This window comes from Streptomyces sp. NPDC050674 (assembly GCF_040654575.1).
Classification (GTDB): Bacteria; Actinomycetota; Actinomycetes; order Streptomycetales; family Streptomycetaceae; genus Streptomyces.
Map to the genome: position 1 here is coordinate 161,097 of NZ_JBFAIG010000001.1, position 14,946 is coordinate 176,042.

Annotated in this window: 15 protein-coding genes; 9 read left to right on the forward strand and 6 right to left on the reverse strand. The window is 72.2% G+C overall.

Annotated features, from left to right (window positions below; translation table 11 throughout):
* The first annotated feature begins 238 nt into the window (after positions 1 to 238).
* The 5 genes from AB0I06_RS00745 to AB0I06_RS00765 all read left to right on the forward strand — a co-directional run bounded on the left by AB0I06_RS00745 (position 239) and on the right by AB0I06_RS00765 (position 5,760).
* Entirely contained in the window at positions 239 to 1,735 is a 1,497-nt protein-coding gene (locus tag AB0I06_RS00745; protein ID WP_363116540.1) for an APC family permease, read from the forward strand.
* A 21-nt stretch (positions 1,736 to 1,756) separates the two neighbouring features.
* Complete coding sequence (locus AB0I06_RS00750) at positions 1,757 to 3,418, forward strand: amidohydrolase family protein (protein WP_363116541.1); 1,662 nt, start codon at positions 1,757 to 1,759, stop codon at positions 3,416 to 3,418.
* Positions 3,419 to 3,490: 72 nt separating this feature from the next.
* The gene (locus AB0I06_RS00755; RefSeq protein ID WP_363116542.1) at positions 3,491 to 4,237 is read left to right on the forward strand and encodes a hypothetical protein; all 747 of its coding nucleotides are present in this window, start codon (positions 3,491 to 3,493) and stop codon (positions 4,235 to 4,237) included.
* Between the two features lie 58 nt (positions 4,238 to 4,295).
* Positions 4,296 to 4,865 carry a GNAT family N-acetyltransferase gene (locus tag AB0I06_RS00760; protein WP_363116543.1) on the forward strand — a complete coding sequence of 190 codons (570 nt, stop codon included), beginning with the start codon at positions 4,296 to 4,298 and terminating at the stop codon, positions 4,863 to 4,865.
* 70 nt (positions 4,866 to 4,935) lie between these two features.
* A complete protein-coding gene (locus AB0I06_RS00765; protein WP_363116544.1) occupies positions 4,936 to 5,760 on the forward strand; it encodes a chromosome condensation regulator in 825 nt (274 codons plus the stop codon).
* 111 nt (positions 5,761 to 5,871) lie between these two features.
* Here the strand turns inward: AB0I06_RS00765 and AB0I06_RS00770 are convergent, their stop codons facing one another.
* Complete coding sequence (locus AB0I06_RS00770; protein ID WP_363116545.1) at positions 5,872 to 6,645, reverse strand: hypothetical protein; 774 nt, start codon at positions 6,643 to 6,645, stop codon at positions 5,872 to 5,874.
* A gap of 244 nt (positions 6,646 to 6,889) precedes the next feature.
* A complete protein-coding gene (locus AB0I06_RS00775) occupies positions 6,890 to 8,404 on the reverse strand; it encodes an MFS transporter (RefSeq protein WP_363116546.1) in 1,515 nt (504 codons plus the stop codon).
* Between the two features lie 247 nt (positions 8,405 to 8,651).
* Between AB0I06_RS00775 and proP the strand changes: the two genes are divergently transcribed.
* The 3 genes from proP (at position 8,652) to AB0I06_RS00790 (ending at position 10,989) form a co-directional block, all read left to right on the forward strand.
* Positions 8,652 to 10,148 (forward strand): glycine betaine/L-proline transporter ProP, encoded by a 1,497-nt coding sequence (gene proP, locus AB0I06_RS00780; RefSeq protein WP_363116547.1) that lies wholly within the window; start codon positions 8,652 to 8,654, stop codon positions 10,146 to 10,148.
* Between the two features lie 112 nt (positions 10,149 to 10,260).
* A complete protein-coding gene (locus tag AB0I06_RS00785; protein WP_363116548.1) occupies positions 10,261 to 10,674 on the forward strand; it encodes an SRPBCC family protein in 414 nt (137 codons plus the stop codon).
* A gap of 6 nt (positions 10,675 to 10,680) precedes the next feature.
* Complete coding sequence (locus tag AB0I06_RS00790; RefSeq protein WP_363116549.1) at positions 10,681 to 10,989, forward strand: hypothetical protein; 309 nt, start codon at positions 10,681 to 10,683, stop codon at positions 10,987 to 10,989.
* A 23-nt stretch (positions 10,990 to 11,012) separates the two neighbouring features.
* On the opposite strand, the gene AB0I06_RS00795 is transcribed toward AB0I06_RS00790, so the two are convergent.
* Positions 11,013 to 11,492, reverse strand: a complete 480-nt coding sequence (locus AB0I06_RS00795; protein WP_363116550.1) for a MarR family transcriptional regulator — start codon at positions 11,490 to 11,492, stop codon at positions 11,013 to 11,015.
* A gap of 63 nt (positions 11,493 to 11,555) precedes the next feature.
* Between AB0I06_RS00795 and AB0I06_RS00800 the strand changes: the two genes are divergently transcribed.
* On the forward strand, positions 11,556 to 12,395 hold the full coding sequence (locus AB0I06_RS00800) for an alpha/beta fold hydrolase (RefSeq protein ID WP_363116551.1): 840 nt from the start codon (positions 11,556 to 11,558) through the stop codon (positions 12,393 to 12,395).
* A 24-nt stretch (positions 12,396 to 12,419) separates the two neighbouring features.
* Here AB0I06_RS00800 and AB0I06_RS00805 read toward each other — a convergent pair whose 3' ends face one another.
* The 3 genes from AB0I06_RS00805 to AB0I06_RS00815 form a co-directional block, all read right to left on the reverse strand.
* Complete coding sequence (locus AB0I06_RS00805; RefSeq protein WP_363116552.1) at positions 12,420 to 13,577, reverse strand: aromatic ring-hydroxylating dioxygenase subunit alpha; 1,158 nt, start codon at positions 13,575 to 13,577, stop codon at positions 12,420 to 12,422.
* 192 nt (positions 13,578 to 13,769) lie between these two features.
* Positions 13,770 to 14,306 (reverse strand): AAA family ATPase, encoded by a 537-nt coding sequence (locus AB0I06_RS00810; protein WP_363116553.1) that lies wholly within the window; start codon positions 14,304 to 14,306, stop codon positions 13,770 to 13,772.
* A gap of 51 nt (positions 14,307 to 14,357) precedes the next feature.
* Complete coding sequence (locus AB0I06_RS00815) at positions 14,358 to 14,879, reverse strand: GNAT family protein (protein ID WP_363116554.1); 522 nt, start codon at positions 14,877 to 14,879, stop codon at positions 14,358 to 14,360.
* Between the last annotated feature and the right edge of the window lie 67 nt (positions 14,880 to 14,946).

Here is a 14,946-nt window from a genome sequence, read left to right on the forward strand (position 1 = left end):
GAGGCCCATGGCCCGCCTGAGGCCCATGGCGCACGCAAGACCCGCGGCGCGCCGAAGGCCTGGGGCGCACCTGACATCTGTCGCGCACCGGCGGCCGCACGCCGTCCGGCGACTCGTCGCTCAACGCAGTGAACGGCCCCCGGCGCCTTACGTCAACAGGGTTGACCCAATACGGGCCCCGGCTGTTCCATCACAGTCCCGCGCGGCTCTTCCCACCCCGTCCCCCGAGGAGCCCTTCATGTCGTCCGCACCGCCCCCGCCCCGCCCCGCGCTGCGCCGTTCCCTCGGCGTCGTCGACGGCGTCGCCATCGCCGCGTCCAGCACCGCGGCCACCACCAGCATCGCCATCGGCATGGGCACGATCGCGACCGTCGTGGGCCTCCAGGCCCCCGCGCTCCTGCTGCTGGCGTTCCTTCCGGTGCTGGGCATCGCCCTCGCCTACGCCCGTCTCAACCGCTCCGAACCCAACTGCGGCAACGGCTACACCTGGGTGGGCAGATCCCTCGGACCATGGCCGGGCTTTCTGACCGGCTGGGTGACGCTGGCCGGTTCGGTGATCTTCTGCGCCTACACCAGCGCGATCATGGGCTCGGTCGTGCTGGCCTTCGCCAACAAGGCGGGGCTGCGCAGCCTGGCGGGTGTCGCCCTGGACCCGGCGTCCACCGGTGTCTGCACGGCGGTCGGGCTGGTGGTGCTGCTCGCCCTCACCGCCCTGGCCGTCACCGGCGTCCGCGGCGCGACCCGGTTCCAGTTCGCCCTGCTGGTCTTCGAGTACGCGGTGCTGCTCGGCTTCTGCGGCTGGGCCCTGGTCACCGGCGACCACGCGGTGTCCCTGTCCTGGTTCAACCCGTTCGAGATCTCCAGCGGCACCGCCTTCGCCCAGGGCATGGTCCTCGCGGTGTTCTTCTTCTGGGGCTGGGACGCGGCGTTCAGCGTCACCGAGGAGACCAAGGACCCGGGCGACTCGGCCCGCGGCGGCCTCATCGCGCTGTTCGCGATGCTCGGCCTGTTCCTCTTCGCCTCGGTCGCCTTCCAGCGGGAGATGAGCCTGGCCGAACTCGTCCGCAACGGCCCCCAGGCCCTCGGCCACCTCGGGGAGAAACTGGCCGCCGAGCCCTGGGCGACCCTGCCGCTGCTCGCCCTGATGTTCTCCGCGGTCGCCTCCGTGCAAGCCACCCTGATCCCCACGGCACGCGGCCTGCTCGCCATGGGCCGGGACCGCACCATGGGCCCGCTGTGGACCCGCGTCCACCCGCGCTACGGCACACCGGCCGCCGGGACGGTCGTCGTGATGTCGGTCGCCGCCGTGATCGCCCTGCTCGCCTTCGCGCTCCCCCAGTTGAGCGACATGCTGCTGGCCGCCGTCAACGCCATCGGCCTGATCGTGGCCCTCTACTACGGCCTCACCGCACTCGCCTGCGCGGTGCGCTTCCGCTCGGCGCGGCACGAAGGAGCACGCGAGGCACTGCTCTGCGTCGGTGTGCCCGCCGTGTCGGGGCTGGTGCTGCTGGGGCTGGGCGGTTACCTCGGATACTCGTACCTCACCATGAGCGACCACTTCGAACTGAGCCCGGACAACGGCTGGTTCATGTTCTCGCTGCCCGCCGTGATCGTGCTGGCGGGCCTCGGCATGGCCGCCGTGGCCAAGTACGTCCGGCGCTCGCCCTACTTCACCACCGGGCGCGGCACCGACGCCGACGCCCTCACCCTGCCGATGGACCGCACGGCGGCCTGACCCTTTTTGGAGTTCACCCCGATGTCACACCCCCCTGCCCAGGGCCCCGCGGACCTCGTCCTGACCGGCGGTCCCGTGCACACGGTCGACCCGGCCCGCAGCCGCGCCACCTCGGTGGCCGTGCGCGGCGGGCGGATCGTCGCCGTCGGTCACGACGAGGTGCGCGCGCTGATCGGGCCGCGCACCGAGGTCGTCGACCTCGCCGGGAAGCTGCTGCTGCCCGGCTTCCAGGACGCCCACGTCCACCCGATGGGGGCGGGTCTCGAGCTCGGCCAGTGCCATCTCGGCGACACCACCGACCCGGACGCGTACCTGCGCAGGATCGGGGCGTACGCCGACGCCCACCCGGACGTCGAGTGGATCACCGGGGGCGGCTGGTCCCTGGAGGCGTTCCCCGGCGGCTCCCCCACGGCCGCCGCCCTCGACGCGGTCGTCCCCGACCGGCCCGTCTTCCTGCCCAACCGGGACCACCACGGCGCCTGGGTGAACAGCCGGGCCCTGGAACGCGCGGGCATCGACGCCCGGACCCCCGACCCCGCCGACGGCCGCATTGAGCGTGACCCCCGGGGCAACCCGACCGGGATGCTCCAGGAGGGCGCGGTCCACCTGGTGGGCCGGCTGGTGCCGGACCCCACACCCGAGGAGCAACTCGCCGGTCTGCTGCGTGCCCAGGCCGTACTGCACTCCCACGGCGTCACCGCCTGGCAGGACGCCATCGTCGGCACGTACGCGAATCTGACCGACCCGGCCCCGGCCTATCTGACGGCGCTGGAGCGGGGGCTGCTCACCGCCCGGGTCGTCGGCGCCCTGTGGTGGGACCGTGAACGCGGTGCCGAGCAGATACCCGAACTCGTGGCCCGCAGGGAGGAGTTGAGCCGGGACAGGTTCCGGGCCGGCACGGTGAAGATCATGCAGGACGGCATCGCCGAGAACCACACCGCCGCCATGCTCTCGCCCTACCTGACCGGCTGCGGCTGCTCCTCGGACAACAGCGGCATCAGCTTCGTCGAGCCGGGCGAGCTGCGGAAGTACGTCACCGAGCTGGACGCGCACGGCTTCCAGGTGCACTTCCACGCGCTCGGCGACCGGGCGGTGCGCGAGGCGCTCGACGCCGTGGAGTCCGCCCGGGCCGCGGGTGGCCACCGCGACACACGTCACCACCTGGCGCACCTCCAGGTCGTCCATCCCGACGACCTGCCGCGCTTCCGGGCACTGGGGGCGAGCGCGAACCTCCAGATGCTGTGGGCCGCCCACGAGCCGCAGATGGACGAACTGACCCTGCCCTTCCTGGGGGCGGAACGCGGCGGGTGGCAGTACCCCTTCGGGGATCTGCTGCGGGCCGGGGCCACCCTCGCGGCCGGCAGCGACTGGCCCGTCAGCTCCCCCGATCCGCTCCAGGCCATCCATGTCGCCGTCAACCGCGTCTCCCCCGACGCGCCCGAGGGCACACCGTCCTTCTTCCCGGAGCAGCGCCTCGACCTGGGCACCGCCATCGCCGCGTACACCGCGGGCAGCGCCCATGTGAACCACCTCGACGACCTCACCGGCAGCATCGCCGTCGGCAAGGCGGCCGACCTCGTCGTCCTGGACCGTGACCCGTTCGCGGGCCCGCCCGAGGAGATCGCCCGAACCCGGGTTCTGGAGACGTTCGTCGAGGGCAGGCGGGTCCACAGCGGCGCCTGAACCGTGTTCCAATGCTCCGGGGTCCGTGCGCGGAGGGGGTGGGACGCGGTGGGGTCGTCGGGGGACGGGACCATGCGGTCCGTGGTGTGGCTGCTGATGGCCGTCGTGACGCTGGGCGTCGGAGTGGCGTCGGCCCGTGAGGTCCGCGGGGCGCTGGAGCGGGAGCGGGAGTACCACGCGGCGCCGGTCTGTACCGCGGTCCCCGTCGAGGCCTCGGGATGCCGGTGGGAGCAGGAGTTCACCGTACGGAGCGCCGCCGTGAACCGCGGGAGGCGAAGCGAGTCTCCGGAGGCGGAGCTGGTGCTGCCGTCCGGCAAACCGTGGGAGGTGACGTTCCGGCGCACCGAGCCCGTGATGTCCGAGATGGAGCGGGGCGAGAAGGTCGTCGGTGTGATCTGGCACGGCCGGGTCGTCGAGGTGCGCGACGCCGAGGGACGGCGCCAGCAGACGTCCGACGGTCCCGTGGGGTGGCCCGAGGACCGGCTGGGCGGTGCGCTGGCCTGCCTCTCGTTCGGCCTCGCGGCCCTCGTCGGCGGCCTGTGGCCGCTGTTCGCGCGGGGCAGGGAGCGTCACGTGAGGGCCGCGAGGATGGTGCGGTGGCACGGCGTCGGTCTGGGCGCCACAGCGATCCTGACGCTCTGGGCACAGGCCTCCAACTACTGGCCGCTCTGGGCCCTGCCGGCGATCTGGGGCCCGCTCGCGCTGCTGATCCTGGCGTCCATGACCGCTTTCGCCCTCGGCGCGCTGCGCGGCGAACTGGACGACGACACGCCCGCCCCACCGCACCCGCAACCACAGGCCGCACCCGACTGGCCCTGACTGGGCCCGCCTTGATCCTTCCGGCAGGAGGAGACGATCCCCCGCATACGATCGGCCGATGGAGAAGATCGCTGCACGGCTCCAGGCGGACGCAACACCGTCGGCCCCTGCTCTCATACTGCGTCCCTGGAGCCCGGCGGACGCTGCCGACCTGGTTGGGCTGCATCGGGATGACGCCCTGCGCCGGTGGACGAGTTCAACCGTGGACGACCGGGCGGGCGCGGCTCGTTGGATCCACGAACAGCAACGGGGATGGGAGGCGGGACACCGCTTCGCGTTCGCCATCGTCGAATCCCACCCTGCGGACGCCGACGGCAGGTTGGCGGGGCACGTGGTCCTCAAGAACGTCACACCGGGCGCATCGTCCGCCGAGGTCGGTTACTGGACGGCAGCGCATGCGCGCGGCCGGGGAGTGGCGCCCCGAGCGCTCGAGGCACTGACGAACTGGGCCTTCACCGCTTTCCCCGGCCACGAACTGACGCGCCTTGAACTGCTGCATCGCGCGGACAACACAGCGTCCTGCCGCGTCGCACAGAAGACCCGGTACGTACTGACCACGCGCCTGCCCTCGGCACCGCCCGCCCACCCCCTCGCCGGTCACCTCCACACACGGGCACGCGACCTCTGAGCCGACGTAGGGTGGGATCCCCTGTCGCGAATCCCCTGTCGCGAAGTCTCGTCGAGCCCCCGGGGGTGGAATGCTCGCCGACCTGTCGGCGCTGGCGGCCGGAAGGCGTCATTCGGTCGGGCTGCGCCGGGATGGAACCGTTCTCGCCGTGGGCGATGACGCAGCCGGCGAATGCCGGGTCGAGCGATGGGAGAACGTCGTCGCGGTGGCCGCCGGCAACGTCCACACCGCCTCGAACACCGGCAGGTCTCACACGGTGGGGCTCCGGTCGGACGGCACGGTGCTGGCAACGGGGTGGAACGCCGACGGGCAGTGTGATGTCGCCGGATGGCGAGGCGTCACGGCCGTGGCCGCGGGCTGGCGCCGCACGCTCGGACTACTGGCGAGCGGCCGCGTGCTGGCCGTTGGCAGGGGTTCGGAAGGACAGTGCGACGTGCGGTCCTGGCGCGAGATGGTCGCCCTCTCGTGTGGTGACTGGCACTCGGTCGGCGTCCGGTCGGACGGTTCCGCACTGGCCACGGGGAACAACCGGCGGGGGCAGTGTGCCGTTGACGGGTGGCGTGACCTGGCCGCCGTTTCGGCCGGGTATCTCCATACCGTCGGCCTCAGAACCGACGGGCGGCCCGTGGCGACCGGGGACCGGGCGACCGGGGCCTGCGAGGTCGACGAGTGGGAAGACATGGTGGCGCTCGACGCGGGCAGCTACCACACCGTCGGGGTGACTGCGTTCGGACGGGTCCTCGCAGCGGGAGACAACAGCCACGGGCAGTGCGACGTCGGCGACTGGCGCGACATCGTCGCCGTGGCGGCCGGTTCGACGCACACGCTCGGCCTGCGTGCCGACGGCACAGTTGTGACCGCGGGGAACAATGCCGATGGACAGTGCCTCCTGTGAGGTCCGGTCAGAAAGCGCCCCTCCCAGACCGGTTGGCTCGAAGACCCGCTCCCGACCAGCAGAACCGCGGTCATCGCCCGCGACCGGCCCATGGCTGCGGGGCCTCGCCGTTCAGGCCCGCCGGTGGACGACCCGTTCCCACCGCCCGTCCTGGGCGTTCCAGGTGACGGTGACGATCCGGCCCCGTGGATCGGGCTCGGCGAGGGCTTCGATGCCTTGATCCCCGAGGGCGACGAGTGCGTGCAAGGCCGCGTCGGGGATGTCGCTGGGCATGCGGATCTCGACGCGGCCGTCGCGCTCCTCGACCACGAGGTGCGGTCCGGCGATTCTGCCTCCCCTGCCGCTGGGGAGCGACGCCCGGATCGTGGCACGCGCGATGTCGAACGTGCGCTGCCCGGCCTGCGCGGCGATCGTCTGAAGGAACGGTACGAGTCCCACCGCAACCGCGAACCCCATCGCTGCCAGGGCTTCGTCGGGGAGCGCGCCCCCGTAGGAAGGGCCGCCTCGCCCATCGGAGGGCTCAGGCATCTGACGCACGGGCGGCACCGGTGGAGGGAACTCGTCGGATGCGGTGATCACGGGCGCCGCGAACACCGGGTGGGCGAGCAGCCGGTTCCATGACTCACCCGTCTGCCCGGCGAGTTGCACGAGATGGCCGGCGGCCCGCCCGAGCTGAAAGGCGAAGTCGCGCTCCTCGTGCCGACTGGACCGCGGCCGGCGTGCCTGGGCCGCGTCCAGCCAGGTCTGTGCGGCTTCGAGGGTCACTCCTTCCACAGCCTCACGCTCCTCCGGCCGGCCGTAGCCGGCGAGATGGCGTCTGAACAGCAGGTCCTGGATCGCCTCGATGTCTCCCCGAACGGCCCGCGCTGGTAGGTCCTCAGTCATTCCGGTCCCCCTCGATCAAGTGTCAGCGAGGCTATACAAGGCGGATCGGCCCAGGTGTCATGCCCGCCTCACCTTTCCGCCGAACTTCCAGCCATGGGCCCGGCGATGCGGCCCAGCGCTGAGCGCGGGCGAGCAAGGCACGCATCACCTGTGCGACGTCGCGGGCGTCGCCGAGGGCGTCGGGTCGGCCGAGAGCTTCGCGGCGAGGTGGACGAGGTGGCCGACGCTCGTGCCGGGTGACCGCTCAGGTCTGCCGGGCGTGCACCGGGTGGTGGGCGACGTCGTCCGGACACCGGCCGTGCGGCTCCCCCGTACGCCGGTGGCGCCGCCAGTCGTACGCCGCGAGGGCCAGGGACGCGGCCATCCCGGCGAGCCCGGCGACCAGCGCGAGGAACAGGGCACCGCGGTAGTCGTCGCTCCTGCTGCCGAGCACCAGGTAGTAGAGACCGGGCAGGGCGGCGGTGCCCACCGCGGCGCCGAGCCGCTGCCCGGTCTGCAGGGCGCCGCCCGCCGCTCCCGCCATGTGCACGGGCACGTCGCGCAGGGTCATGGTGATGTTGGGTGAGATCACGCACCCGCCGCCGACGCCGCCGAGGAAGAGGACCGGGGCGGCGAGCCAGGGGGCGATGTCGAGGGGCGCGAAGCGCAGCAGCAGCGCGGTGCCGCCCAGTCCGAGGATCACGCCCGTGAGACCACCCACGGTGAGCAGGCGGCCGAGCCGGTCCACCAGCCGCCCCGAGACCGCGGCGGCGACCGCGGAGCCGAGGGCGAAGGGCGTCACGGCGAGGCCGGACCGGAGCGGGCTGAAGCCCAGGCCGTGCTGGTAGAACAGCGCGAACACCAGCCAGACACCGCTGAACCCGATGAAGTAGAGCGTGCCGACGCCGGCGCCGACGGCATAGCCGCGCACGGTCGTGAACAGACGTGGGTCGAGCAGCGGCTGCGTTCCGCGGTCGACCAGGCGCCGCTGCCATCGGGTGAAGACGACGAGCAGTGCGGCACCGACGAGGAACAACCACCACAGCCGGGTGAGGCCCCCGGACTCCGCCTGGACCAGCGGATACATGAGCGCGAGGACGCCGAGACCCAGGAGCAGGACACCGGGCAGGTCGACGTGCTCGCGGCCCGAGCGGCGGGTGCGGGGCAGCAGGTGGCGGCCGAGGAGGACCGCGAGGATGCCGATGGGGACGTTGACGTAGAAGATCCAGCGCCAGCCCTGGGCGCCGTCGGCCAGGGCGAGGATCAGACCGCCGGCGAGCGGGCCGACGGCTGAGGAGATGCCGACGGTGGCGCCGAAGAAGCCGAAGGCCCGGCCGCGCTCGCCGCCCCGGAACATCTGCTGGATGAGCGCGGAGTTCTGCGGTGCCATGAAGCCGGCCGCCAGGCCCTGGGCGAGCCGGGCCACCACCAGCAGCGTGATGTTCGGGGCAGCCCCGCAGGCCGCGCTGCACAGCACGAAGCCGCTGAGGGCGAGCAGGAAGATGCGGCGCCGGTCCAGGGCGTCGCCGAGGCGGCCCGCGGTGACGAGGGCGAGCCCGAAGGAAAGGGCGTAGCCGGACACCACCCACTGCACCTCGGCCGCTGAGGCGTGCAGCTGCTGCTGGACGGTGGGCAGGGCGACCGCCACGATCGACACGTCCAGCAGGCTCATGAAGCCGGCCACCAGCGTGACCCACAGGGCCCGCCACCGGTTCGGGTCCGGCTCGTAGCCGTCCTGCTGCCCGCCCTGGTTCCGGCCGCCCGCCGCCGACGCTGCCACTTGGGCTCCTCTCACCAGGCACGCACCCGGCGGAACAAGTTCCCCACCAGGTCGGCCGCACACCCCGCCGCACACCCGCCGCGCAATCGTCCCGGAGTGCTCCCGGAGTGCTCCCCTGCGGCGTCTCACTCCGGGCGCCCGCACGTCACGCTGGGTGGCCGGCCGGATGCCGCGCGAAGGGGTCCGTTTGATCACGCGAGAACTGCGCAGGCGTGCTGGGTAGTACGAACGGCGAAAGGACCACGTGATGGCGGAGACCGACAACGACGAGTCGGTGGATCCCGCGGCGGTGAGACGACACCGGGTGCTGTTCCGGGCGATCGAGAAGCGACGTCACCCCAGACTGCGCCGCAGCGACATCACGGTGACCGATGAGGCGGCGGTCAAGCGCGCCACCAAGGCCGCCGCCCTCGGCAACGCGATGGAGTGGTACGACTTCGGCATCTACAGCTATCTGGCGTCGACCATCGGGAAGGTCTTCTTCCCCTCGGGCAGCGACACCGCCCAGCTGCTCGGCTCTTTCGCGACCTTCGCCGTGGCCTTCCTGGTGCGTCCTCTCGGGGGCATGGTCTTCGGCCCGCTCGGGGACAAGGTCGGGCGCAAGCGCATCCTCTCCCTCACCATGATCATGATGGCGGTGGGCACGTTCGCCATCGGTCTGGTGCCCTCGCATGCGGTCATCGGCCTGTGGGCCCCGGCGCTGCTGATCTTCTTCCGGCTGGTGCAGGGCTTCTCGACCGGCGGGGAGTACGGGGGCGCCTCGACGTTCATCGCGGAGTACGCGCCGGACAAGCGGCGCGGTTTCTTCGGCAGTTTCCTGGAGCTCGGCACCCTCGCCGGCTACGTCGGGGCCTCCGGCCTCGTCGTCGTCCTCCAGATGCTCCTGAGCGACGACCAGATGCTGTCCTGGGGCTGGCGTGTGCCGTTCCTGGTCGCGGCCCCGCTCGGCCTCATCGGCCTCTACCTGCGGCTCAAGCTGGACGAGACGCCCGCCTTCAAGAAGCTGGAGGGCGGCCAGGCCAAGGCGAGCGAGGCCGCCGACGCCGTGGAGACCTCGGCGGCGGCCGACCTCGGCAAGATCTTCACCCGGTACTGGAGGCCGCTGCTGCTGTGCCTGGCGCTGGTCGCGGCGTACAACATCACCGATTACATGCTGCTGTCGTACATGCCGACGTACCTGTCCGACGAGCTGGGCTACGGGACCAACCACGGGCTGCTGATCCTGCTCGTCGTGATGGTGCTCCAGATGTGCGTCATCAACCAGGTCGGGCGGCTCTCGGACCGCTTCGGGCGCAAGCCGCTGCTGATGACGGGGATGCTCGGTTTCCTGTTCCTCTCACTGCCGTCGTTCCTGCTCATCCGGCAGGGCAGCGTCGTCCTCATCACCCTCGGCCTGCTGCTGATGGGGCTCTCGCTGGTGGCGATGCTCGGCACGATGTCGGCGGCGCTCCCGGCGATATTCCCCACCCAGGTGCGCTACGGGTCGCTCTCGGTGGCCTACAACCTGGCCACCTCGGTCTTCGGTGGCACGACACCTCTGGTGATCACCGCTTTGATCAGCGCTTTCGACTCGACCCTCATGCCGGCGTACTACGCCATGGGCGCCGCGGCCATCGGCGTGATCGCCGTGCTGTGCATGCGGGAGACGGCCAACCAGCCCCTGGCCGGGTCTCCGCCGTCCGTGGAGACGGAGGCGGAGGCGCGGGAACTCGTCGAGGCGCAGTCCCCTCAGCCGCGGTTCTGACCGAGGACCGACGCGAAGGGCCCCGTCCGGTGCGGACGGGGCCCTTCGCGGTTGGGCCCGGGCAGGCCGGGAACGCGGTGCGCGGAACGACCCCGAGGTGAGGTCCGAGGCCATGACCGAGTACGAACGCTCCCGAACGATGCCCGCACAGCCCGAGCACGTCTTCGACCAGGCCGCGAACGTCGGCCGGCTGGACAGCTGGCTGCCGGACGCCCTGCACGTGCGGGCCGAGGAACTGCCGACCGTCACCGTGCACGAGGACCGCACGGACGAGGACACCTCCGCCGTGCTGCGCGCCCGGCGGGACCAGATGCGGCTGGAGTGGGGCACCCGCGAGCAGGGCGGCTACGCGGGCTGGCTCCAGGTCGCCGGGCTCGGCAGCGGGGCCAGCGAGGTGACCGTGCACCTGTCGTTCTTCGACGACGGCCACGATCCGGGCGAGCAGGCCGTCGGTGACGCCCTGGACACCAGCCTGCGGAGGCTGGAGGAGCAGGTGCGGCTGCACACCGGCCACGCGGCCGGCTGAACCGCCGTGGCCCGCGCGAAACGGTACGCCGTCGCGGCGTCCGGGCAGTGGACCGACGAGGAGGAGGGACGCCGCCGCCTGCCCTCCGGTGAGGTGCACGCCTGGGAGCCGGGACACAACGAGACGGTCTGCGGTCTGTCCCTCAGCCGCTCCCGGCTGGCCCGCTTCCCGCACGTCGACTGGCCGGACACCTTCCCCGAGTCGGGCGGCGCCGCGGACCGGGTACGGCGCCTGTGCCCACGCTGCGCCTCGGTGGCCGGCCGCCGCGGCCCCGACGCCCGGCCACGCTGGCATCGCACCAACCCCCGGCCATGAGATCGAGCGCCCCGGCTCCGACCTCACCGTCCCCCGGGCCCGTCCCGCCGGACCCCGCGTCCCGCCGCGGCCACATCGCGCATGGCCAGCAGGAATCGCCGCACCACGGCCAGTTCCGCTTCGTCGAAGGAGCGCATCGAGTCGACCATCTCGTGGATCAGCGGTCCGAAGAAGGACCAGCCCAGAGTGACGGCTTCCTCGCGCACGACCAGCAGCACACGTCGGCGGTCCTGTGTGTCCCGCTCCCTGCGCACCAGCCCCAGGCGCTCCAGCCGGTCGACCAGGGCCGTGGTCGACGCCGAGTTGATCCCCAGCTGGGCGCCGAGCCACCCGGGCGTGGCGCGCACGTCCTCCCGTGCGGCGTCCAGCAGGTGGACCAACGCCCGCACGTCCGTGGGATGAAGACCGTGGCGACCGGCGAACTCGGCTGCGAACAGGTCCAGTTCCATCGTCACCGCCCGCAGCAGATGCACCAGCCGCAGCCCGGGGTCCTGGTCGTCCATGGTTCACTCCCCTAATATCTCGGTGGCCGAGAATATCGCCAGGCGAGTCATACGGGGTGGGACATGGACGACCAGACAGCCTTCTTCGCCGCGTACGACGCGGTGCTGCGACGGTGGCCCGTGGACGTGCGCGGCGTCGACGTCCGCACCCCGTACGGCAGCACCCGCGTCCACATCAGCGGCCGCGAGGACGGGGTGCCGCTCGTACTGCTGCCCGGCGGCGGCGCCACCTCGCCGGCCTGGTTCGCCACCGTCGGCGCCCTGGCACCCGCTCACCGGGTGTACGCCGTCGACCTGATGGGCGACATCGGCCGCAGCGTGCACGACGGAGCACCGCTGCGGGGTGCCGCCGACCTGTCGGCCTGGCTCGACGCCCTCTTCGACGAGCTGGACCTGGACGGCGCGCACCTGTGCGGGCACTCCTACGGGGCCTGGATCGCCCTCACCCACGCACTGCGCGCGCCCCGTCGGCTCGGCAGGCTCGTGCTGCTCGACCCGGTCAACTGCTTCTCGGGCATGAGTCCTCGCTACCTCGCCCGCGCGCTGCCGATGCTGCTGAGGCCCACCCCGCAGCGGGTGCGCGCGTTCCACCGGTGGGAGACCGGCCGTGAACCCGAGGACCCGGTCTGGCAGGCGTTCCTGGACAGCACCGCGACCGCCCGCCGGTCGAAGGTGGTCGCCATGCGGCGCCCGGCGGCGCGGGAGCTTGCGGGCTGCGCCGTCCCGGCCCTGGTGGTCCTTGCCGGACAGAGCCGGGCGCACGACCCGCGACGCGCGGCGACCGCGGCACGCCGCCTCCTGCCCGGGGCGCGCGTCGTCACCCTGCCCGGCGCCTCCCACCATTCGCTCCCCACCGAACAACCCGCCGAGCTGAACCGGCTGTTGACGGAGTTCCTGGCCTGAAGACCGGCGGGCCCGCCGCCCGGGTCAGCCGCGCCCCGGGCCGTCGCAGAGCGAGGCGGCGCCGCACCCGGTGGTCCGGGGCCGGATGGGGACGCCGTTGGTGCGCAGCACCTCGCGGACGTCAAGGATCAGCGAGAACACCTCGCGGTTGCGGTCCTCGCCCTGTTCGTCCCAGGCCCGCTGCTCGGCCTCCACGGCCATGCGGTCCTCGGCGAACACGCGCTCGGTGAAGCGCCTGATGAGCGGCCGGGCCAGGCGCAGCACGCCGGGAATCCTCGGTTTCTCGATCATCAGCAGGCCGAAGGTGTGGCACCTGCGCTGCTCGGCGTCCTCGGGCACATAGGCGACCCAGAGGCGGAAGGCGGGCCGCTCCGCGTTCTCCGGGACCAGGTCGAGGGTCTGGTACGGGTACTCGGTGCGGATCGTCATGACGTCCCGGGAGTCGCTGCCGCCGAGGCCCTCCGAGGCCAGCAGGCTGGCCCCGCGGTTGCGCTTGCCGCCGGTGTGGCGGAACAGGTACCTGGCCTCCACCGACCGCTCGTCGGTCCGGTGGTCCAGCAGTTCGGGGTGGAGTCTGCCGACCACGCCCCGGTGAAGGAACTGGTGGTTCATGTCGAGCAGGTTCTCGTGCATGAACGAGTAGTGGCAGCGCACGGTCCGGGAGTAGGTCATCGTGCTGTAGCACGGTGAGCCGAACGCCGGCAGGTCCGGCAGCGGGGTGACGGCCGCCTTGTCGGGGTCGCCGGGGAAGGCGAACACCAGGCCGTACGCCTCGCGGACGGGGTAGCCGCGCACGCCGCGCGGCGGCCTGCCGTCGCCCTTGGCCAGGTACGGGATCTGCGAGATGCGGCCGTCACCGCGATAGGCCCAGGCGTGATAGCAGCAGCGCAGGGCCTCGCCCTCCACGACGCCCATGCTCAGCGGCACCTGCCGGTGGGCGCAGCGGTCCTCCAGCGCGTACACGGTGCCGCTCTCGCCGCGGTACAGCGCGATGCGCTCACCGGCGAACGCCGTCGCGAACGTCCCCGTGGCGCGCACGTCCTTCGACAGTGCGACGGGATACCAGAAGTCCGGGTGCGCGCCGACGCGCCGGAGGTCGATCATGCCGGTGACCGGGTCGCGGTGCTCCGAGGGCCAGTCGGCCCCGGCAGAGAAGGTCCCGGCCTCGTCGGTCTCGGTCATACCTCTCCCTCGCGCGGTACGGGCGGCGACAGCCACGCGCGTCACATCGGGCAGCACCGGGCTGCCGGTCCGGACGCCCGGGCACCGCCCATCCTGGTCGCGGCGCGCCGCTCACGCCCTGCCCAGCGCGTACGGACGGGTGACCTCGGGAGGCGGCGGTACGCTCGGCGGCCGGCCGGATGCGGACACGGCCTAACGGTCGAGGGAGGGCAGGCCGGCCATGCCGGTGTCGACCATGATGCGGTCCACGGTCTCCCGCAGAGTGCTCTCCGCGCCGATGACGGTCTCGAATCCGCCGGGCAGCAGATCCCGTTCCCGGTACCAGTCCCGCAGTTGTGCCTCGCCGACCTCGTGCGCGATCGGCTTGGTGGCGTGGCGCAGGAGGGTCTCCTCGAAGGGCACGTGCAGGTAGTAGGCGTGGGTCGGGCCGCGGTGGTCGGCCCGCAGCCGGGTGAGCATCTCGCCGTAGTGGTCGGCGTACAGGATCCCTTCGACCACGACGTGGTACCCGGCGTCCAGGGCGTAACGGGCCGTCAGGTCGATCAGACCGATGTTCGCCGCCCCCGGCCGGTCCCTCTCCCGCAGCACGACCCGGCGCAGATTGTCCTGCCCGACCAGCGCCAGCCCCCGCCCGAACCGCTCACGGATCCCGTCCGCCACGGACGACTTCCCCGACCCGCTGTTCCCCCGCAGGAGCACGAGCCGGGTCTCCTCACTCCCGGTCCTCAACCGGCCGCCTCGGCGTCGGCGTGTGTGTCCCGCCTCGTCGCACGGGCCATGTCAGGGCCGCACCAGCCCGCCGACCCACCAGTCGTGGGGCTTTCCGTCGTTGGCGATGCCGCGTCGGCGCAGTGTTCCCTCGAGGGTGAAGCCCAGGCGCTCGGCGACGGCACGTGAGCCGGTGTTCCCGGTCATGGCCCACCACTCGATGCGGTGGACGTCGAGCGTCGCCCACCCCCAGTCGCACAGCGCCCGCGCCGCTTCCACCGAATACCCCCGGCCGCGCTGCTCCTTGACGGCCCAGAAGCCCAGTTCGTACACGCCCCGGCTCACCTTGGTCAGGCAGTGGGAACCGACGAGGTCCGAGGTGTCCTTGCGGAAGGCCCCGAGGACGTAGTCCTTGTCGGTGGCCCAGGCCTCGGGCCACTCCTCGAGAACTTGCCTCTCGGCGTCCCGGCGTTCGAAGGGCACGGGGACCGGCGTGTAGAACCGGATGTCCTCGTCCTGGCAGGCTTCGTACACGGCGTCCACGTCGCCCGGCTCGAAGGGCCGCAGGATCAACCGCTCGGTCGTGAGAGTCACCGGATGCACCGCGTCAGTATGGGCGCCGCCCGGGGCCGGCGACCAGCGAATATCGCCGAGGGCGGCG